Origin of the sequence: Embleya sp. NPDC056575 (genome assembly GCF_042793325.1) — a bacterium.
In the GTDB taxonomy this organism is placed as follows: Bacteria; Actinomycetota; Actinomycetes; order Streptomycetales; family Streptomycetaceae; genus Embleya.
Genome location: NZ_JBHTVA010000015.1, coordinates 52003 through 72297, shown reverse-complemented (window position 1 = coordinate 72297; position 20295 = coordinate 52003). Strand labels below are relative to the sequence as shown.

Sequence of the window (20295 nt, the reverse complement as noted above, 5' to 3'; positions counted from 1 at the left end):
CTCAGATCGCCAGGTTCCCGCTCGTGGCCACCCGCGCGCCGTCCGCCGGCATCGCGGTCCGGGTCACCCCGTCCTCGACACAACCCGTGTGCAGCGCGGAGGAGGCGCCGCCGAACGCCTCCGGGCGCAGCTCCAACCGGCCGCCGGTGAACCGGGTCTGGCCGGCCATCCAGTGGTTGACCCCGCCCACCAGGCGCACGTGCGCACCGTCGGTGGTCGAGGCCGCGCCGGTCAGGTGCCAGCGCAACACGCCCGCCCCGGCGCCCCGGGACAACAGCGCGTCCGCGCCGTTGCCGCCGGTCAGCCGGGTGCCGGCGCTCACGTGCAGGTTCTGGTCGCGGACGGCCGACAGCAGGATCCCGGTGTCGGTCAGGGTGCTCGCGGTCAGGCGCAGTACGGCCGAGCCGACCTCCAGGGGCGCGGCGGTCGGCCCCGCGCCGACGAGGGTGCAGGAGTCGAAGTCGACCTCGCCCGAGCCGCGCAGGATCGCGCCGTCGACGCCGGTGAACAGGCAGTCCCGGAAGTGCACGGTGTTGCTCACCGGCGTCTGGACCAGCACCTGCTTCGCGGGCAGGTCGAACGTGCAGCCCTCGACGATGTTCGGCCGGGTCGAGCGGTTCGAGCGCTGGCCGATCGCGAACGTGCGGGCCACGCAGCCGCGCATCTGCACGCCGTCGGCGTTGACCTGGAGCGTGCCGCCCGGGTCGAAGGTCGGACGTGGGATCACCCGGACGTTCTCCAGGGTCAGGTCGGTGATCTTCGTACCCGCGACGAACCACGAGCAGGTGTGGTCGCGCACCGTGATGCGCTTGGCCGAAGTACCCCACAACACGCCCGAGTTGGCGATGTCCATCAGGCCGGAGTTGCCCTCGAAGAGCAGGTCGTGCTCGTACTGGCCGTGCGTGGTGAACGGGTTGCCGCCCTGGTCGTCGCCGTCGCCGTGACAGTTGACGACATGACAGTAGGCGGACGCGGTCAGGTCGTTCAGGTGTCGGGCGTTGCTGGAGACGCAGTCCTCGACCCGGCCGTAGAGGCAGTAGATCTGCTGGGTCAGATAGCCCGCGCCGCCGTACATCACCGTCGGCGGGTTCTTCAACGACGAGCGGGCGGTGACGAAGTGGGTGCACCAACGGCGCATGACCACCGGCCAGAACGAGCCGGTCGCCTCGATCCCGGTGACGTCGCAGCGCACCGCGTACTCGTACGCGATCGGGTGCGAGCCGGTGTACTCGTCGTCGCCGGCACCGGCCCCGAAGAACACCATGTTCCGGACGTCGGCGCGCCGCACGGGTTCCACCCGGGTCCAGGTGATGCCGCGCCCGGCGGCCAGTTCCCACCCGTTGAGGTAGTCGACCCGGATGTGTTTGCCGTCGACGATCTGGGTGATCTCGACCAGCTTCTGCAATTCGCGCTCGTAGGTGCCGCCGCCGGCGATCGGGTCGATCTCGACCGTCCACCACTCGCCGACCTTGAACGCGCCGGCGTCGGGAACCGGGAAGGCGTCGGTGAGTTCGATGACGGTCTCGGGCAGCTTGTATTTCACGACCGTGTCGGTGACCTTGCCCTTGAAGTACAGGACGGCGCCGAACGGGTTGTCGTGGGTGTTCTTCTCGATGCCGGTGGTGCGCACGGTGTGGCCGCCGAAGTCGAGCACGATGCGCGAGCGGGCGAAGGTGTGGCGTTTGACGAAGAGCAGGTCGCTGTGCGCCTCGACGCGGTGGATGTACGGATCGTTGACCATCGCGTCCAGCGCGGCATCCGCCGCGACCTTGTCGTCCAGGATGCCGAACCGGCGGAAGTCCATCACCCCGTCGTGCACCTGGATCCACCGGCCGTCCCGGCCCGCGGCGGGATCGGCGAGCACGGTGCCGCCGTTGACCGCCAGCCTCGACCGCGGATCCCAGCGCACCACCATCCCACCACCGTCACCCGCCGCGTGATAGCCGGCCACCAGCACCATCGCGTCGGCCTCGAGCGGCCTGACGTTCATCCGCAACAACGCGGCCACATTCGGCACACTCATCGACACATCACGCGAACCGACACCATGCCGGTCGTCGTCCGACGACGCCGACGCCGAACCCACCGCAGCGGTACCGGCAAGCAACAACCCGCCCAATCCGCCCGCGGCGAGCAGCCGGCGGCGGGACGACGAAGGGGAAGAACCGAGTGAGGACATGGGGTCCCGCTCACTTTCTCGATCCGTGCACGAAGTGGGGTCGGGTGCGGGCCCGTCGGCCCTCTTCGGGCCGACGGGCACACACCTGTGATCAGAGCGAGCTGCGGTACGGCGGCATGTGGCGCATGCGCGGCATCTGGTCCGCGAGCACGCCGCCGTCGACGACGATGCGGGTGCCGGTCACGTAGGACGCGGCGGGCGAGGCCAGGAAGACCACCGCGCCGGCGCACTCGTCGGGGGTGGCGTAGCGGCCGAGCGGGATTCGTTCCCGATAGGCGGCCTCGAACGGCTCCCGGTCCAGCGGGAATTCGCCGTCGATGGGTGTCTCGACCATGCCGGGCGCCACGGCGTTGACCGTGATCGCGTGCGGGGCGAGTTCGACCGCCAGGCTCTGTACGAGCAGGTCCACGCCCGCCTTGGACGCGTTGTAGTGGGCCAACCCGGCCTCGGCGACGTGGGCGTTCTTCGAGGTCACCGCGATGATCCGGCCGGCGACCCGGTCCGCGATCTGGTGCTCGGCGACCCGCTGGGACAGGAAGAACACCGCGTCCAGGTTCACCGCGAGCACCCGCCGCCAACTCGCCACGGAGATCTCGTTGAACCGTTCCAGGGCGGCCGTGCCCGCGTTGTTGACCAGGATGTGCAGCGGCCCGGCCGCGGCCCGCACCTCGTCCACGAAGCCGGCCAGCCCGGCGGTGTCGGCCAGGTCGAACGGCATCACCCGGGCGGTGCGGCCGGTCGCCTCGACGGCCGCGCGGGTCGGCTCCAGGTCGACGCCCGGCAGGTCGGTGAGCACGACGTCGGCGCCCGCCCCGGCCAGCGCGACCGCGAACGCCCGACCCAGGCCGCCGGCCGCGCCGGTGACCAGCGCGGTGCGGTCGGTCAGCGCGAAGTCCACCGCGCGTTCCGCCTCGCCGCCGGTCACGACAACCCCAGCAGGGGCAGCGCGTCACGGAAGATGATCGCCTCCACCGCGTCCCGGTCCAGCGGCGGCAGACCCGGGATCCCGGGCACGGCGGCCACCTCGCGCAGCCCGGTCACCGACGCGTCCACCGTGGTGAACGGGTAGTCGCTGCCGAACAGCAGCTTGTGCAGCACCCCGTAGTCCTGGGCGAGCCGCAGGCTGTGCCACAGCTGGAACGGCCGGTAGTGCAGCGCGCTGAGATCGGCGTACAGGTGCGGGTGCTTGCGGATCACCGCGATGCACTCGCCCTCGAACGGATGGCCCAGATGCGCGAGCACCATGCGCAGCTCCGGATGCCGGATCGCCACCGGGTCCAGCAACCTCGGCTGCGCGTAGGCGATCGGCGCCGCCGAGACGAACGTGGTCCCGGTGTGCACCAGGATCGGCAGGCCGTTGTCCTCGGCGTAGGCGAACAGCGGGTCGTATTGCGGATCACCCGGGTCGAAGCCCGCGTACATCGGCATCAGCTTGATTCCGCGCAGTCCCAACTCCTGGTGTCCGAACCGCAGTTCGTCCTGCCAGCCGGGTTGGGTCGGGTCGATCGACAGGTAGCCGATCAGCCGCTCCGGCTGCGCGCCGACATACTCGGCCACGGCCTTGTCCTCGACCCACAACCCGCTGCGTCGTGCCTTGCCGCCGACCACGATGGTGCGGGTGTCCGCCGGGCTGCTCGCCGCGTAGTCGGCCCAGCGCACGGTCAGGTCCACCTCGCCCGCGTGCGCGCGGGCCGACTCGGCCTTGAACGCGTCGTCGAAGTCGCAACACTGCCGGAACAGATGGGAGTGCACGTCGACGATGCCGGGGCCCGCCGGCGCGGAGGTCATGTGCGGTTCCTCTTCTCCCAGCCGGCCGAGAACATGTTCCAGAACCGGTGCGTCGGCGGGTGTTCGGCGAACACGTCGTCGTCGAGTTCGACGCCGAAGCCGGGCGCGGTGGGGATCTCCACGTGGCCGTCGGCGGTCACCGGCAGTGCGCCGCGCACCGCGTCGAACACGTACGACTCCAGCAGGCCGTCGAAGGTCTCCAGGATCTTGAAGTTGGTGATCCCGAGCGCGGCGTGCACCGAAACGGTGGTGCACAGCGGGGAGTTGGAGTTGTGCGGGGCGACCATCACGCCGTGCGTGTCGGCGATCGCGGCCAGCTTGCGCACCTCGGTCAGGCCCCCGGCCATGGACAGGTCCGGCTGGATGATGTCCACCGCGTTGGTCGCGAACAACTGCTTGTACTCGTAGCGGTTGTGGAAGTGTTCGCCGCCGGAGATCGGGAACGGCGCGCGGGCGCGCAGTTCCGCGTAGCGCTCGATGTGCGTCCAGGGCATCGGCTCCTCCAACCAGCCGATGTCGAACGGCTCCAGCGCCCGCAGCAGTGCGGAGGCGGTGGTCATCGCGAACCGCGCGTGCCCCTCGACGAACAGGTCCACGTCCGGCCCGATCGCCTCGCGGACCGCGCCGACCAACTCGACCGACTGGCGCAGTTCGGTCCGGGACAACTCGTGCAGTCCGGCGCCGAACGGGTCGAACTTGAGCGCCGAATACCCCTTGGCCACGGTCTCCTTGGCCTTGGCCGCGAACACCGCCGGGTCGCGCTCGCCGTTGTACCAGCCGTTCGCGTACACCCGGACCCTGTCCCGGCAGGCGCCGCCGGTGAGCCGGTACACCGGCACACCCAGCGCCTTGCCCATCAGGTCGTGCATGGCCTGGTCGAAGCCGGAGAGCACGATGCCGCCGATGTCGCCGCCGCGCAGGAAGTCGCCCTGGTACAGGCGCAGCCAGATCTCCTCGGTGTCGAACGGGTCGGCGCCGATCAGGTGCCGCCGCGCCATCGCCTCGGCCAGCGCGGCGGTCTCGGCGACCCGGTAGGGGTGGGTGATCTCACCGACGCCGGACAGGCCCTGGTCGGTGTGTACACGGACGTAGCCGAAGTCGCGCCACGCGGTGCCCAGGAGCAGGGTCTCGACGTGGGTGATCCGGCCGGCGGGTCCGGTGGGTCGGGTGCGGTCGACGACGAGCATCAGCGGGCCGTCCCCTCGGTCGCGCCGCCCATCGTGGAGGTGCCGGCGAGTTCGTCGATGCCGCCGTCCTTGATCGCGTCCCGCACGGCCAGTTCGGTGGCGGCGATCAGGTGGTCCACGTCGGCGTCGGTGTGCGCGTACGAGATGTGGCTGCGCTTGAGGTTCAACGGCAGTTCGAACACGCCGTGTTCGAGTAGTCGGCGGCGGTAGCCGATGAACAGGTTCGCGTCGTTGGCGAGCAGGTCGTCGTAGCTGCGCGGTACGCCGCCGGCCATGAAGTAGGTGACGAACACCGAGCCGTAGCCGGTGACCACGGCGGGGACGCCGAGCCGGGTGTACATCGCGGCCAGGCCGGTGCGCACCCGCTCGCCGAGGCGGAACACATGCTCGTGGACCGGCTCCTCGCGCAGCTTGCGCAGCGTCTCCAGGGCGGCGGCGACCACCCACGGGTGGCCGTTGTAGGTGCCGGCGAAGAACGCGGGCGCGCCGGGGCGGGTGCTGAACTGCTCCATCAGGTCGGCCCGGCCGCCGAGCGCGCCGACCGGGGCGCCGTTGGCGATGGCCTTGCCGAAGGTGGTCAGGTCGGGGGTGATCCCGGCGATCTTCTGGTAGCCGCCGAGGTCGTGCCGAAAGCCGGTGATCACCTCGTCGAAGACCAGCACCGAGCCGTGTGCGGTGCACTGTTCGCGCAGCGTGGTGAGGAACTCGGCGTCGGGCAGCAGGCAGCCGACGTTGTGCGGGATCGGCTCCAGGATCACCGCGGCGATGTCCGCGCCGTGCTCGGCGAACGTGGCGCGCACCGCGGCCGGGTCGTTGAACGGCAGGACCAGGGTGGCGGCCAGCACCTCGGGCAGGATCCCGGTGGAGATCGGGTCGGGCGCGCCGACCGCCTCGGGCGAGGAGATCACGTTCAGGCTGACCGCGTCGTGCCAACCGTGGTAGCAGCCCTGGAACTTGACGATCAGTCGCCGTCCGGTCACCGCGCGGGCGACCCGCAGCGCGTGGAACGTGGCCTCGCTGCCGGTGCTGGTGAGCAGCACCTTCTCGACGGAGGGGACCAGTTCGACCAGGGTCTCGGCGAGGGTGACCTCGTCCTCGGTGACGGCGACGCCGGTCAGGTCCAGGCGGGTCGCGGCCTCGGCCACCGCGCGCTGTACGTCGGGGTCGTTGTGGCCGAGCAGCGGCGGGCCGAACGCGGAGTGGTAGTCGGTGTAGACGCGACCCTCCGCGTCGGTGAAGTTCGCCCCGCTCGTGCCGGTGACGATCAGGTCGGTCAGGCCCGGGATCCGGCGCTGACCGCTGTTCACCCCGCCCGGAATGACCCGAAGGGCTCGGGCGGGAAGGGAGTCGGTGGCGGCTGTGCCGACACTCATCGGTGGGCTCCTTGCGTCGTTCGTGACCGTACGGGTCCGCGGCCCTGCCAGGCCGTGGACCTCCGGCGCCATCCGCCTTCGGCACGCGTCGCAGGTGATGCGTTTTTGTTTTCTGAACACTGTTCGACAGAGCCGAACAGTGCAGGACTCTACATTTGGATGTACAAAGCAGTCAAGAGGTCTGGACCGGTAAAGTGTTCTGCTATGTCGAACAGCGTTAACGAGAATGTCGAGGAGTCGAAGTACTGGGTGAAGTCCGTCGCCCGGGCCGCGGACATCCTCGAAGTGCTCTCCGCACGTGGTCCGGGGGACGGCATGAGCGTCACGGAGGTCGGTCAGGCCTGCGGGATCTCGAAGAGCGCGACCTTCGGACTGCTCCAGACCCTGCGCGGCTACGGCCTCGTATCCGACGACGGCGAGGGGATGAATCGGCGCTACCGGCTCGGGATGGGCCTGGCCCGACTCGGCGACCGGGCCCAGGCCCAGGTGTCGCTGCGCGACGTGGCCCGCCCGGTGCTGGCCGAGCTGACCCGGCAGACCGGCATGGCCGCCCGCTTCGCGGTGCCCGAGGGCGGGCTCGCGGTGGTGGTCGACCAGGTCGGCATAGAGCAGCGGGTCCGCCTGGACCTGCGCATGGGGGTGCGGGAGCTGCCGCACTGCACCGGCCTGGGCAAGGCGATCCTGTCCGCGTTGCCCGAGGCCGAGGCGCGCGAGGTGATCCACCGCTCCGGGCTGCCCCGGCGCACCTCGCACACGATCACCGACACCGAGACCCTGATCGCTCACCTGCGCGACGTCCGGGCGACCGGCTACGCGCTCGACGACGAGGAGGACGCGGACGGGATCTTCTGCATCGGCAGCCCGGTCCGCGACCACCGCGACAAGTGTGTGGGCGCGATCAGCATCACCGGCCTCAAGCTCGACCTGCCCGGCTGGCGATTCCAGGAACTGGGCCGCCAGGTGCGGGCCGGCGCGCTGCGGGTCAGCCGCGAGTTGGGCAGCACGGAGAGTGGCGAAGGCGACATCGGCGCCGGCTGAAACCGGTGGGTGAACAACCGGGCGAAGGGGTCGTGGCGGAACAATCCGTCGCGACCCCTTCGTGTTCCCGCGATTACGGACGATGAAAGTCGGCCAGGAGGGCTTGACCAGGATCGATGTCCGGGCCTACGTTCCTGGACTCATCAGGGCCCGCACGTTCGCTGCCACGAATCGTGCCCGATCGCCGGCCCCGGGTTGACGGTCCGTCACCACGGCCCCGCAGCCCACCCCCTGCCATCCGCCGCGCGTTTCCCTCCCCGGTCGGGAAACGACGTCATCGGCACGCGCCACGGGAAGCATCCTCCGTCGAAGGCCGAGGTTCCCCGATGAGCACGTCCCCCACTCCCTCCACCTCCACCTCCACCGCCACGCCGTCGGCTCCCGCTCCCGGGTCGTCGCGCCGGCGGCTGCTCGCCGCCGGCGGTCTCGGCGGGTTGTTGCTTGCCGGTACCGCTGCGGTGGGTTCGGCGTCGGCGTCGTCGGACGACGACCGGCATGGTGTCGGTTCGCGTGATGTGTCGATGAGTGTGCCGAACGTGGCCGCGTTGTTGCGGATGAACGTCAGGCCGCTCGAGGCCGACGCGATGGTGCTGGTGGCCGGCTATCACGCGGCGGGTGACGGTGGTGGGATGGTGGTGCGCTGGGATCCGCGGTCGAGGCTGGCGGTCAACGGCGGCACCGTGCTCGCCGATCCCGCCGCGGGCCGGGACGGCCGGTGGATCCAGGTGCACGACGGGGTGATGGACTTCCGCCGGTTCGGCATCCTGGACGACAAGGTCGCGGCGGATGCCGCGCTGGACGCGATGGTCAACGATCCGTACATCCACCGCGTCGAGGCGCACAGCGACCTGCTCTTCGTCAAACGCCACACCTTCGCCCGCTCGCGCATCGTGCTCGACTTCGGCGGCCACACCGTGCGCACCACCGGCATCGAGAAGAACACCCACGACAACCCGTTCGGCGCCGTCCTGTACTTCAAGGGCAAGGTCACCGACACCGTGGTCAAGGCCAAACTGTCCCAGCCGATGCCGGACCTCGCGGACGTCTTCGAGGTGCCGGACAGCGCGGCGTTCAAGGTCGGCGACTGGTGGGCGGTCACCATCGATCCCGAGCCCGGCAAGGGCAAGTACGAGCAGGAGGTGCAGCGCCTGGTCGAGATCACCCAACTCGTCGACGCCACGCACATCCGGGTCGGCTACAAGATCGGCTGGGACCTCGCCGCCGGCCGCACCTTCACCTGGACCCGGATCGAACCGGTGGACCGGGCGCACGTGCGCAACATGGTCTTCGAGGGCATCGCCGACGGCGACCAGTACACCGGATCGCACCCGATCGCCTACGAGTACACGACCAACTGCGACGTCGAACACGTCGACGCGGTCGGCACGTTCTGGCCGGTGATCATGCGCCGCTGGTGCACCCACTACCGCACCCGCGCCTGCTCGCTGCGCAACCCGGCGAGCGTGACCTGGGGCGGCGCCGGCTATCTCACCCAGCAGATCTACTGCCTGTACGGGCACGTCGAGGACTGCCACGTGGCGAACAGCCGGCACCTCAACGACCTGACCGCCTCCGCCTACTGCTACGTGACGAACTGTCACGGCGACGGCGACGACCAGGGCCCGTTCGTGACACACGGTCAGTTCGAGCACGACCTCGTCTACACCGGCAACTCCGGCCTGATGACCTTCGCCAACTCCGGTGCCGCGTGGGGGTCGGTGGCCAAACGCATCACCGTCCGCAAGCACGTGTGCTCGTGGTTCGTGGCCCGGGTGAAGATCACCGATCTGACCCTGGAGGACATGCAGGTGATCGGCAAACCCGCGCTGTCCGGCTCCGGGATGCTCTGGGTCAACGCGGACGGCGTACAGATCCGCGGCTGCACCGCGTCGGGGCCGCTGATCGTCTCGCAGGCCTCCAACCGGTCGCAACGCGCCAACGTGATCGCCGACTCCACGTTCACCCTGGCCAAGGACGCCGAGATCACCCAGGCGAACGTGACCGGCGACCTGCACCTGGAACGGGTCACGCTCAAGGGACTGGACAACGCGGCGCTGCGCAACGCCGGTCGACTCGTCCTCACCGAGTGCACCCTGATCGGCGCGCCGAACGCCGCGCCGGTCACCGTCACCGGTGCCGCGCTGGCCGTGTCCGGCGGTGAACTGCGGGACACCGGGCTGCGGTTGGCGGGCACCGGCGAACAAAGCGTGGCGTTGTCGCGCACCCGGCTCGGCGGCACCAACGCGGCCCGTGCACTGCTCTCGCGCACCGGCGGTGCCCGCACGGTCCGCTGGCAGTTGGACGGCTGCGTGTCGAGCGCCGCCGACGCGGCCACCGCACACGTGCTGATCGGCGAGGGCACCAACCGCTACCGCGCGGCGGGCAACACCTTCGCCGGCGGCCGACTCGAACTGGCCGGCGCGGCCTTCGGCGGGGCCGGCGCGCTGCTGCACAGCGGCTGCGTGGAGGACGGCGTCACCCGTACCGCGATGCCCGACGAGGGCCCGCGCGTCGCGCACACCGTAGGCAACCAGCTGATCTGACCCGCCCGTACGGGCCCGCAGCACCCTCGTATCCGCACCGCCCTCGCACCACGGGAAGCACCATGACCGCCACCGGTTCGACCACGAACACCGCCACGCCGGCCCGCACCGACCGACCGGCCATCACCGACCGACCCGTACGGTTCGCGCTGGTCGGCGCGGGCAACCGGGGTCTGACCTACACCGATTGGATCCGCCGGCACCCCGACCGCGCCGAACTGGTCGCGGTGGCCGACCCGCGCGCCTCGGCCCGGACCGCGTCCGGGGCGAGCACGCAGTTCGAGGACTGGCGACCGCTGCTCGACGAGCGCATCGCGGACGCGGTGATCGTGGCCACCCAGGACCGCGAACACGTCGAGCCGATCCTGGCGTTGGCCGAGGCCGGCTACGCGATCCTCACCGAGAAGCCGATGGCCGCCACCGAGGCGGACTGCCGGCGCATCCTCGACGGCGTGACCGCGGCCGGCGTGCCGTTCGCGGTGTGCCACGTGCTCCGGTACACCCCCTACACCGACCTGGTGAAGGGGGTCCTGGACTCCGGCGTGCTCGGCTCGATCGTCAGCCTGGACCTGCTGGAGCCGGTCGGCTGGTGGCACTACGCGCACAGCTACGTGCGCGGCCCGTGGAGCCGCGAGGCCGATTCGTCGCCGATGATCCTGGCCAAGTCCTCGCACGACCTGGACTGGATCGGATACGTCACCGGCGCCCGGATCGAGACGGTGGCGAGCTTCGGCGGCCTCGCCCACTTCAAGCCGGAGAACGCGCCGGCGGGCTCGGCCCGCAACTGCCTGGACTGCGCGGTGGAGCCGGACTGCCCCTACTCCGGACCGAAGTTGTACTTCCCGGCGCTGCGCGAGAGCGGCGACGCCTGGCCGATCAACCACGTCACCGACGCCGCGCACGGGCCCGAGGATCAGGCGGAGTTGGTCCGGGCACTGCGCGAAGGGCCGTACGGGCGCTGTGTCTACCACTGCGACAACGACGTGGTGGACCACCAGGTGGTGGCCATGCGGCTGTCCGGCGGCATCACCGCGACCTTCACGATGACCGCGTTCACCGAGCAGACGCACCGGCAGGTACGGATCTTCGGCAGCCACGGCTGGCTGCGCGGCGACGGAGAGAAGGTCACCGTGCACACCTTCGCCGACGACCGGGTGGTCACCCACGACGCGGGCGCGTCCGGGTCGAACGCGGCGGACGGACACGGCGGCGGGGACACCGCGCTGATCGACGCGTTCGTCACGGCGCTCGCCACCGGCGATCCCGCGCACATCCGCTCCAACGGCGCCGACTCGCTCGGCAGCCACCTCGCCGCCTTCGCCGTCGAACGCTCCCGACTCGGCGGCAACACCGAGACCGTGCCGCGGAGTTGAGCGCCCGCGCGGGACGAGAGACCCCGCCGCCTCGACCTCGCCGGCCCGGCCCCCAGAACTGACACCCCGTCACATCTCGCTGTCAGGAGACGCGATCCCCATGAGAAGAACCATCCGCCCGCGCACCGCCCGCATGATCGCCCTCCCGGTGCTCGCCACCGCCCTCACCGTGAGCCTGGCCGCCTGCGGCGGCTCGTCCGGCCCCGGTTCGGGCGGCAAGACCGTCACCACCTGGATGTACCCGGTGATCGCCGACGAGGCGAAGAACAAGGAGTACTGGGCCGGTCTGAGCGACGCGTTCAGCAAGGCCAACCCGGGCTACAAGGTCAAGGTCGAGACCTACCCCTGGGCCAACCGGGACACCGCGCTCGCCACGGCCATCGCGGCCAACAAGGGCCCGGACGTGGTCTACCTGGTGCCGGACCAGCTGCCCAAGTACGCGCGCAGCCTGGTGCCCGCCGACGACTACATGCCGCCCGCCGACAAGGCCGACTTCCGCAAGGCCGCGCTGGACTCGGTGAGCGTGGACGGCAAGCCGATGGCCACCCCGCTGCTGATGAGCGCCAACCCGCTGATCTGTGACAAGCGGGTGTTCGCCGCGATCGGCGAGACGAACTACCCGAGCACGTGGGACGACCTGCTCAACCTGGCGCCGAAGCTGAAGGAGAAGGGCTACCAGGCGACCAGCTACAGCGGCGACACCCAGCAGACGCTGAACCTGACCTGGTACCCGATGCTCTGGCAGGCGGGCGGCGACGTGTTCGCCGCCGACGGCAAGTCGGTCGCGTTCAACTCCGAGGCCGGCGTCAAGGCGCTGACCTACCTCAAGACCCTGGTGGAGAAGGGCTACACGGACAAGGACCAGGTCACCACCACGCCCAAGCTGGAGCAGACCCCGGTGGCCAAGGGCAAGGTCGCCTGCACCTGGCAGAACACCCCGGCCGACGTGGAGAAGTTCTGGGGCAAGGACAACATCGTGGTCAAGCCCCCGCTCAAGGACGCCAAGTCGGCGGGCTACGGCACGGTCGGCTCGTTCGCGATGCTCAAGGGCGCCAACAAGGACGCCGCGGGCAAGTGGATCTCGTTCGTGTCCAAGCCGGAGAACAGTCTGGCCCTGGTCAAGTCCAACGGCTACTTCCCGGCCCGCACCTCGGCCGCCGATCCGTACCCGGGCGACGCGCTCCAGGCGGACGTGGCCAAGACGCTCGACGTGATGAGCTCCGGCCCGCTCAAGGAGAAGTCGCGGGACGTGATGGGCGTGCTCGCGCCGGAGATCCAGGCCGCGCTGATCGGCAACAAGAGCCCCAAGGACGCGCTGAACGACGCGGCCAAGGCGGCGAACGCGCTGCTCGCGCGCTGACCCGAACGGGCGGCCCGCCCCCCGCGCGGGCCGCCCACCCTCCCGTTGTTCCATCCGCCTTCCCAGCCCCAGGAGGTCCCCGTGGCCGCAGTCGCGGAACAACCCCGCAGGCTCCGCCGACGCGGGCCGCACGCACGCCGCGAGGCCCGGATCGGGCTGCTGTTCGTCCTGCCCGCCTTCGTGCTGTTCGTGCTGTTCCGCTTCGGCCCCAGCATCGCCGGCGTGCTGCTCGGCTTCACCGACTACTCGCTGATGGACTCGCCGACGTTCACCGGCCTCGACAACTTCACCCGGCTGTGGGACGACCCGGTCTTCTGGTCCTCGCTCAAGGTCACCGTGCTCTACACGGTGATCACCGTGCCCGGCACGATCGTCGCCGCGATGGGTCTGGCCCTGCTGACCCGGCGCGCGTTCCGCGGATCCAAGCTGTTCCGCTCGATCTTCTTCCTGCCGGTGGTCACCAGCCTGGTGCTCGCCTCCACGGTGTTCATCTGGATCTTCTCCACCGACGGCCCGTGGTCGACGGTGATGGGTTGGGTCGGCGGACACACCGGATCCTGGCTGGCCGACGACGTGTTCGTGGTGCCGGCATTGGCCATCGTGGGCATCTGGTCGCGGTTCGGCTACGGCATGCTGATCCTGCTGGCGAGCCTGCAGAACGTGCCGCGCGAGCTGGAGGAGGCCGCGCTCACCGACGGCGCCGGCCCCTGGCAGCGCTTTCGGTACATCATCCTGCCGAGCCTGAAGCCCGCGCTGTTCTTCCTGGCCGTGATCGAGACCACGGCCAGCTTCCAGGTGTTCGACGCGGTGTACGTGATGACCGGCGGTGGTCCGGCGAACGCCAGCTACACGCTGGTCTTCCAGCTCTACGACGCCGGCTTCAAGTACTTCGATCTCGGCTACGCCAGTGCGATCGGCCTGGCCCTGTTCGTACTGACGCTCATCGTCGCGGTCATCCAGCGCCTGGTGATCGGGAAGGAGAAGTGACCATGTCCCTGGATACACGTGGCACCCACGAGGCCCACACGGTGACCGAGTCGCCGTCGGTGCCGGCGGTGCGGGGCGAACCCCCGCGCTCGCGGCTCGGGTTGCGCCGGCGCGAGCGCTTCGGCGCGGGACGCGAACAGGACACCGTGCCCTACGCGCTGCGCGGCACCCGGCGCGGCAAGGTACTGCGAGGCGTGCTGCTCGGCGTGGTGGCGCTGGCCACGATCTTCCCGTTCTACGCGATGGTCGTGTTGTCCCTGAAGCCGTCCGGCGCGGTCGAGTTCCCGGGCAGCCTGCTGCCGTGGAACCTGACCACGAGCGCGTACAGCGACGTGCTCGGCTCGCAGGACGTGCCCCAGTGGCTGATCAACACGCTCATCTACTCGATCGTCGGCGTGCTCGGCACGCTGCTGCTCTCCGCGCTGGCCGGCTACGCGTTCGCCAAGAAGCGTTTCCCCGGCCGCGAGGCGATGTTCTGGTCGTTCCTGTCGATGGTCATGGTCCCGTACCACGTGACGATGATCCCGACGTTCGTCCTGATCGCGAAGATGAACGGCGTCGACACCTACTGGGGTCTGATCCTGCCGTCGCTGGCCAACGCGCAGGCGGTGTTCCTGATGCGGCAGTTCATCCAGGGCCTGCCGGACGAGCTGTTCGAGGCGGCGAAGATCGACGGCGCCTCCGAGTTCCAGATCTTCGTCCGGATCGTGCTGCCGCTGATCAAGCCGATCATGGCCACGCTCGGCACGTTCGTCTTCCTGTGGCACTGGAACGACTTCCTGTGGCCGCTGATCGTCGGGCAGAGCACGGACATGCGCACGCTCACCGTCGGCATCGCCTCGCTGCAACAACAGAACGTGCCGCTCAACGTGGTCCTCGCGGGCTCGGTGGTCGCGTTTGTTCCCATCTTCATGGCCTACCTGGTGGGCCAGCGCTACGTCACCGAGGGCGTGGCCGCAACCGGAATCAAGGGCTGAGAGCTGATCACGCGTCATGAATGGTGTAGGGATGGCGGAATCGGCGCAGGCGGGGCCGACCGGATCGGTGTTCCCGGACGGTGAGGCCGCGCTGGAGGAACTGCTCGCGACGCCGTCGGCCGGGCTGATCGCGGACCTGGCCGGGATCGAGGGCGACCTGGTCGTGCTCGGCGCCGGCGGCAAGATGGGCCCGAGCCTGTGCCGACTGGCCCGGCGGGCGCTGGACGCGGGCGGTCGCGGCGACGTGAGCGTGTACGCGGTCTCGCGCTGGTCGGACCCGGCGGCGGCCCGGTCGTTGGAGGAGGACGGCGTACGTACGGTCGCATTCGACCTGATGGACGGCGATCCGGCCGAACTGCCGGACGCGGGCAACGTGGTGTTCATGGTCGGCGCCAAGTTCGGCTCGGCCGGCGCGCCGGAGCACGCGTGGGCGGTGAACGCGGCGCTGCCGGACCGGATCGCGCGCCGCTACCCGGCCGCGCGGATCGCCGCGTTCTCGACGGGCAATGTGTATCCGCTGGTCGCGGTCGGCTCCGGGGGCAGCGTGGAGACCGACCCGGTGGGGCCGGTCGGCGAGTACGCGATGTCGTGCCTGGGCCGGGAACGGGTGTTCGCGCACGCGGCGAGCACTCGGGGCACCCGGGTGGCGCTGATCCGGCTGAACTACGCGGTGGATCTGCGCTACGGGGTGCTCGCCGACATCGCGGCGGCGGTGTACGCGGGCGAGCCGGTGGATGTGACGACGGGTCAGGCCAACGTGGTGTGGCAGGGATACGCGAACGAGGTCGCGCTGCGCTGTCTCGGGCACGCGGCGGCGGTACCGTTCACGATCAACCTCACCGGTCCGGAGACCGCGTCGGTGCGACGCCTCGCGGCCCTGTTCGGTGCGGAGTTCGGGCGGGAAGCGGTGGTGGCGGGCGTCGAGTCGGGCAGTGCGCTGCTGTCGGACGCGAGCCGCTGCCACGAGCTGTTCGGCTATCCCGACGTCCCCCTGCGCACGCTCGTGGCCTGGCAGGCGGATTGGATCCGGCGCGGTCATCCGCTGTCCGGGAAGGCCACCAAGTTCCAGGTCCGCGACGGAAAGTTCTGAGGCACAACGTGATCAACTCCGATACGGCCGCGTCGAGTGCTCCCGACTCGCCGATCGACTCGCCGATCGAGCTGCTGCTTTCGGGCACGGTGATTCCCGCGCATCCGCTCGCGTTGGACGCCGAGGGGCGGTTCGACGAGCGGCGGCAGCGGGCGCTGACCCGGTACTACCTCGCGTCCGGCGCGGGCGGCATCGCGGTCGGCGTGCACACCACGCAGTTCGAGATCCGCAAACCCGAGATCGGGCTGCTGCGGCCGGTGCTCGAACTGGCCGCCGAGACCGTGGCGCGCGAGGCGGGGCGGCCGGTGGTGCGCGTGGCCGGCGCGTGCGGCTATACCGCGCAGGCGGTGGCCGAGGCCGAACTCGCCGCCTCGCTCGGCTACGACGCGGTGCTGCTGAGCCCGGCGGTGCCGGGCGCCGACGAGCAGGGGCTGCTGGACCGGGCCCGCGCGGTCGGCGAGGTGTTGCCGGTGATCGGCTTCTACCTCCAGGACGCGGTGGGCGGGCGATTCCTGACCCCGGGGTTCTGGCGCGCGTTCGCCGACATTCCGTCGGTGGCGGCGATCAAGATAGCGCCGTTCGACCGCTACCGGACCGCCGACGTGCTCGGCGCGATCGCCTCGGCGGACCGGGCGGGCGAGGTCGCGCTGTACACCGGCAACGACGACGCGATCATCACCGACCTGCTGACCCCGTATCGGGCCGGCGACCGGCCCCGCTGGTTCGCCGGCGGGCTGCTCGGCCAGTGGGCGGTGTGGACGTCGACGGCGGTCACCCTGCTCGAACGGGTCCGCCGGGCGCGCGCGGGCGATCACCTCACGATGGTCGAACTGCTGCGGCAGGCACCGGAGTTGACCGACGCGAACTCGGCGGTCTTCGACGTGCGCGGCGGATTCCGGGGCTGCATCGCCGGGGTGCACGAAGTGCTGCGGCGGCAGGGGTTGTTGGCGGGGACCTGGTGTCTGGACCCGGCCGAGACGTTGTCGCCGGGGCAGGCCGCGGAGATCGATCGGGTGGCCTCGGCGTATCCGTGGCTGACCGACGACACCTTCGTCCGGGAGCACCTCGATGCCTGGCTCGGGTGAGGCGCGTTTCGACCGCACCGGGGCGGACGGGGGGCCGGCCGTGGTGGCGGTCGCCGTACCGCCGGGACTGCGGGCGGAGTTCTTCGGCGACGCGGCGGGCGGCGGCTCGGGTGAACCCCACGTCGGCGCGCTGACCGAGCGGCTGCGGGATGTCGGGCGGATCGTGGTCGTGGACGATCACCGGGATCTCCCGGCCCTGCGGGCGGCGTTCGCGCGGGCGGACGTGGTGGTGTCCTCCTGGGGCATGCCGCGGTTGACCGGGGAACTGCTCGCGGCGGCGCCCCGGGTGGGGCTGCTCGCGCACACCGGCGCCGCGATCGCCCCGTACGTCGGCGCCGACGCGTTCGCGCGCGGCGTGCGGGTCACCCAGGCCGGGCAGGGCATGGCGCGGTCGGTGGCCGAGGTCGCGCTGGCCTTCACGCTCGCGCTGCTGCACCGGACCCATCGCTACGACCACGCGCTGCGCGGCGGACGGGAATGGGCCGAGGCATCGGTGGCACCGCCGCGGCACGAGGTGTTCGGCGCCCGGATCGGTGTGGTCGGCGCGTCCCGCACCGGCCGGGCGTACATCGAGGTGGTGCGCGCCCTCGGTGCTCGGGTGCAGGTCGCCGACCCCACCCTGAGTGCGCCGGATGCGGCCCGGATCGGGGCCGAACTCGTCCCGTTGGACCGGTTGTTGGCCACGAGCCGGATCGTCGCGCTGCACGCGCCTTCGTTGCCGCAGACGCGACACCTCATCGGAGCCCGCGAGTTGGCCCTGCTGGCGGACGGCGCCGGCCTGGTGAATACCGCGCGTTCGTGGCTGGTCGACGAGGACGCGCTGCTGGCCGCGTTGCGCACCGGGCGGATCGACGCCGCGCTGGATGTGTACGACGCCGAGCCGTTGCCCGTCGGGCATGGATTTCGGGCATTGCCCAACGTGCTGCTGACTCCGCATCAGGCCGCCGGTACGGTCGAGTGTCGCCGCCGACAGGGCGACATCGTCGTCGACGAGGTGGAGCGCTATCTGACGGGTCGTCCACTCAACCACGAGGTCGGCCCGGAGGCGCTGATCCGCGTCGGCTGAAGCAGGCCGTTCGTTGCCGTGTGCCGAATGCCGTGTGGTGTACGGCATCTGCCGTGTGCGGTGTGTGGTCTGCTTCCGGTCGTCATCCCCCTACCCCTGTACCCATACGTATCTGGAGAGTTCACCGTGCGCCTGATGCGCGTAGGCGAGCCCGGCAACGAACGCCCCGTGCTGTTCGCCGCCGACGGCCGCCACTTCGACCTGGGCCGGCTCACCGCCGACATCGACGGCGCGTTCTTCGCCTCCGACGGCGTCGAGCGGGTCCGCGAGGCCGCGACGGCGGGCACGCTGCCGGAGCTGGACGTCGCGGGCCTGCGCGTCGGCGCTCCGGTGGCCCGGCCCGGCGCGGTCCTGTGCATCGGCCAGAACTACGCGGCGCACGCGGCCGAATCCGGCGCCGAACCGCCGACCACGCCGATCCTGTTCTACAAGACGCCGCACACCGTGGTCGGCCCCTACGACGACGTGTTGATCCCGCGCGGCGCGGTCAAGACCGACTGGGAGGTCGAACTCGCCGTCGTGATCGGCCGCCGGGCCCGCTACCTCGCCTCGCCGAAGGAGGCCCTGGCACACGTCGCGGGGTACACGATCAGCAACGACGTCTCCGAACGCGCCTTCCAGCTGGAGCAGTCGGGCGGGCAGTGGTCCAAGGGCAAGAACTGCGAGACGTTCAACCCGCTCGGCCCGTGGCTGGTGACCACCGACGAGGTGCCCGATCCGCAGACGCTCGGGCTGCGTTCGTGGGTGGGCGGGGACGCCCGGCAGGACTCCACCACGGCCGACATGATCTTCGGCGTGGCGTACCTGATCCACCACCTGTCGCAGTATCTGGTGCTGGAGCCCGGTGACATCGTCAACACCGGGACGCCGCAGGGCGTCGCGCTGTCCGGCCGGTTCCCGTACCTGGCCGAGGGCGACGTGATGGAACTGGAGATCGACCGACTGGGTCGGCAGCGGTCGCATCTGGTCCAGGCCTGACGCACGTCGCACGCCGCGGGGGCGCCGGTCGGGGGAGCACCCGACCGGCGTCTCCCGCGTGCACGGGGTGGTCGTAGGATCGGCCGGCGTATCGGGCCGGTGTGTAGGGGGATTCGGGTGACCGAGGCGGTGGGGGAGCGGCGGGCCACCTGGTTCGAGTTGTTCTGTGACCTGGTGTTCGTGGCGGCCGTCGGGCAGGTCGTGCACCGGGTGGGCGAGCAGCCCACGGGCGGTTCGGTCGTGGGAGCCGCCGCGCTGTTCGTGCCGGTGTGGTGGACCTGGGTGTTGTACACGGTGCGGGCCAATCGTTTCGATCCGGACGACTCCGCGCATCGGTTGATCACCATGGTCGGGATGGCCGCCGTGGCCGCGATGGCGGTGTTCGTCGGCGGGGTCGGACACGGGACCGGGGCGAATGTCGGGTTCGTCGCCGGATACCTCGGCGCGCGCGGGGTGATCGTGTTCTCGTACGCCTGGGGTGCTCGGTCCGACCCGAGCTTCAGGCCGATCCTGCGCTCGTTCGGCACGATGTCGACGCTGACCGGCTCGGTGTGGGTCCTCGGTCTGCTGGTGCCCCGGGACTCGGTGCGCTACGGGCTCTGGGCGGTCGCGATGGTCGGCGAGTTGTCGCTGCCGTTCCTGGCCCGCCGCCGGATCGCCGCCGCCTCGCACGACGCGGAGCACCTGCGCGAGCGTTTCGGGCTGTTCACGATCATCGTGATCGGCGAGGCGGTGCTCGGCTGCACCGGCGGCCTCGCCGACGGCGGGCGCGGGGCGGTGTCCACGGGGCTGATCGGGCTGAGCGCGTTCGCGCTGTGCGCGTGCGTCTGGTGGATGTACTTCAACGCGAGCGCGACCCGGGTGGGCGGTCACGAGGAGATCGCCACCAGTGCGATCCTGCGCGACGTGTACGTCTTCGGGCATCTGCCCATGCAATCGGGCATCGCGGTGACCGGCGCGGCGATCGGTACGGTCGTCGGCGGCGACGACCGGCACGTGTCCACGGCGACCGCCGCGTGCCTGCTCGGCGGGATCGTGCTGTTCCTGGTCGCCGGGGCGGCGGTACGCGCGGCCTTCGCCGGCTCGCGGGACGCGACGGTGTGGATCAGGATCACCGCCGCGGTGGTGGTGGCGGCGCTGCTGCCTGCCGCCGGGGTGCTGCCGGTGGCGGGCCTGATCGGCGCGACCGCCGCGATCCTCGTCGTGACGGCGGCGGCCGAGGGGTCGGCGACCCACCGACGACCGGCGGAGTCGGCCGTACGGGCGTGAGG

At 70.7% G+C, this 20295-nt stretch carries 16 protein-coding genes; 11 read left to right on the top strand and 5 right to left on the bottom strand.

Annotation, left to right across the window (positions count from 1 at the left end; all coding sequences use genetic code 11):
- Position 1: 1 nt before the first annotated feature.
- The 5 genes from ACFRCG_RS14345 to ACFRCG_RS14325 all read right to left on the bottom strand — a co-directional run bounded on the left by ACFRCG_RS14345 (position 2) and on the right by ACFRCG_RS14325 (position 6527).
- The gene (locus ACFRCG_RS14345; protein ID WP_380031379.1) at positions 2–2023 is read right to left on the bottom strand and encodes a peptidase C14; all 2022 of its coding nucleotides are present in this window, start codon (positions 2021–2023) and stop codon (positions 2–4) included.
- A gap of 247 nt (positions 2024–2270) precedes the next feature.
- Positions 2271–3104, bottom strand: a complete 834-nt coding sequence (locus tag ACFRCG_RS14340) for an SDR family NAD(P)-dependent oxidoreductase (protein WP_380031377.1) — start codon at positions 3102–3104, stop codon at positions 2271–2273.
- The gene (locus ACFRCG_RS14335; RefSeq protein WP_380031375.1) at positions 3101–3967 is read right to left on the bottom strand and encodes an amidohydrolase family protein; all 867 of its coding nucleotides are present in this window, start codon (positions 3965–3967) and stop codon (positions 3101–3103) included. The genes ACFRCG_RS14340 and ACFRCG_RS14335 overlap by 4 nt, the downstream gene beginning before the upstream one ends.
- Complete coding sequence (locus ACFRCG_RS14330; protein WP_380031373.1) at positions 3964–5154, bottom strand: mandelate racemase/muconate lactonizing enzyme family protein; 1191 nt, start codon at positions 5152–5154, stop codon at positions 3964–3966. The genes ACFRCG_RS14335 and ACFRCG_RS14330 overlap by 4 nt, the downstream gene beginning before the upstream one ends.
- The gene (locus ACFRCG_RS14325; RefSeq protein WP_380031371.1) at positions 5154–6527 is read right to left on the bottom strand and encodes an aspartate aminotransferase family protein; all 1374 of its coding nucleotides are present in this window, start codon (positions 6525–6527) and stop codon (positions 5154–5156) included. The genes ACFRCG_RS14330 and ACFRCG_RS14325 overlap by 1 nt, the downstream gene beginning before the upstream one ends.
- A gap of 204 nt (positions 6528–6731) precedes the next feature.
- Between ACFRCG_RS14325 and ACFRCG_RS14320 the strand changes: the two genes are divergently transcribed.
- From ACFRCG_RS14320 to ACFRCG_RS14270, 11 genes are all read left to right on the top strand, one after another.
- Complete coding sequence (locus tag ACFRCG_RS14320) at positions 6732–7565, top strand: IclR family transcriptional regulator (protein ID WP_379998278.1); 834 nt, start codon at positions 6732–6734, stop codon at positions 7563–7565.
- 740 nt (positions 7566–8305) lie between these two features.
- A complete protein-coding gene (locus tag ACFRCG_RS14315) occupies positions 8306–10108 on the top strand; it encodes a peptidase C14 (RefSeq protein ID WP_380031539.1) in 1803 nt (600 codons plus the stop codon).
- Positions 10109–10170: 62 nt separating this feature from the next.
- Positions 10171–11481, top strand: coding sequence for a Gfo/Idh/MocA family protein (locus ACFRCG_RS14310; protein WP_380031369.1), 1311 nt, complete (start codon positions 10171–10173; stop codon positions 11479–11481).
- Positions 11482–11581: 100 nt separating this feature from the next.
- Positions 11582–12841: an ABC transporter substrate-binding protein gene (locus ACFRCG_RS14305; RefSeq protein ID WP_379998272.1), complete on the top strand. Its 1260-nt coding sequence runs from the start codon at positions 11582–11584 to the stop codon at positions 12839–12841.
- 81 nt (positions 12842–12922) lie between these two features.
- Positions 12923–13828 (top strand): carbohydrate ABC transporter permease, encoded by a 906-nt coding sequence (locus tag ACFRCG_RS14300; RefSeq protein WP_126635752.1) that lies wholly within the window; start codon positions 12923–12925, stop codon positions 13826–13828.
- A gap of 2 nt (positions 13829–13830) precedes the next feature.
- Positions 13831–14805, top strand: a complete 975-nt coding sequence (locus ACFRCG_RS14295; protein WP_380031366.1) for a carbohydrate ABC transporter permease — start codon at positions 13831–13833, stop codon at positions 14803–14805.
- 31 nt (positions 14806–14836) lie between these two features.
- Complete coding sequence (locus ACFRCG_RS14290; RefSeq protein WP_380031364.1) at positions 14837–15895, top strand: NAD-dependent epimerase/dehydratase family protein; 1059 nt, start codon at positions 14837–14839, stop codon at positions 15893–15895.
- A 53-nt stretch (positions 15896–15948) separates the two neighbouring features.
- Positions 15949–16980: a dihydrodipicolinate synthase family protein gene (locus ACFRCG_RS14285; RefSeq protein WP_380031537.1), complete on the top strand. Its 1032-nt coding sequence runs from the start codon at positions 15949–15951 to the stop codon at positions 16978–16980.
- Entirely contained in the window at positions 16964–18046 is a 1083-nt protein-coding gene (locus ACFRCG_RS14280; protein ID WP_380031362.1) for a hydroxyacid dehydrogenase, read from the top strand. The genes ACFRCG_RS14285 and ACFRCG_RS14280 overlap by 17 nt, the downstream gene beginning before the upstream one ends.
- 126 nt (positions 18047–18172) lie before the next feature.
- Entirely contained in the window at positions 18173–19024 is an 852-nt protein-coding gene (locus ACFRCG_RS14275; protein ID WP_380031360.1) for a fumarylacetoacetate hydrolase family protein, read from the top strand.
- A 117-nt stretch (positions 19025–19141) separates the two neighbouring features.
- Positions 19142–20293, top strand: a complete 1152-nt coding sequence (locus tag ACFRCG_RS14270; RefSeq protein WP_380031358.1) for a low temperature requirement protein A — start codon at positions 19142–19144, stop codon at positions 20291–20293.
- The last annotated feature ends 2 nt before the right edge of the window (positions 20294–20295 follow it).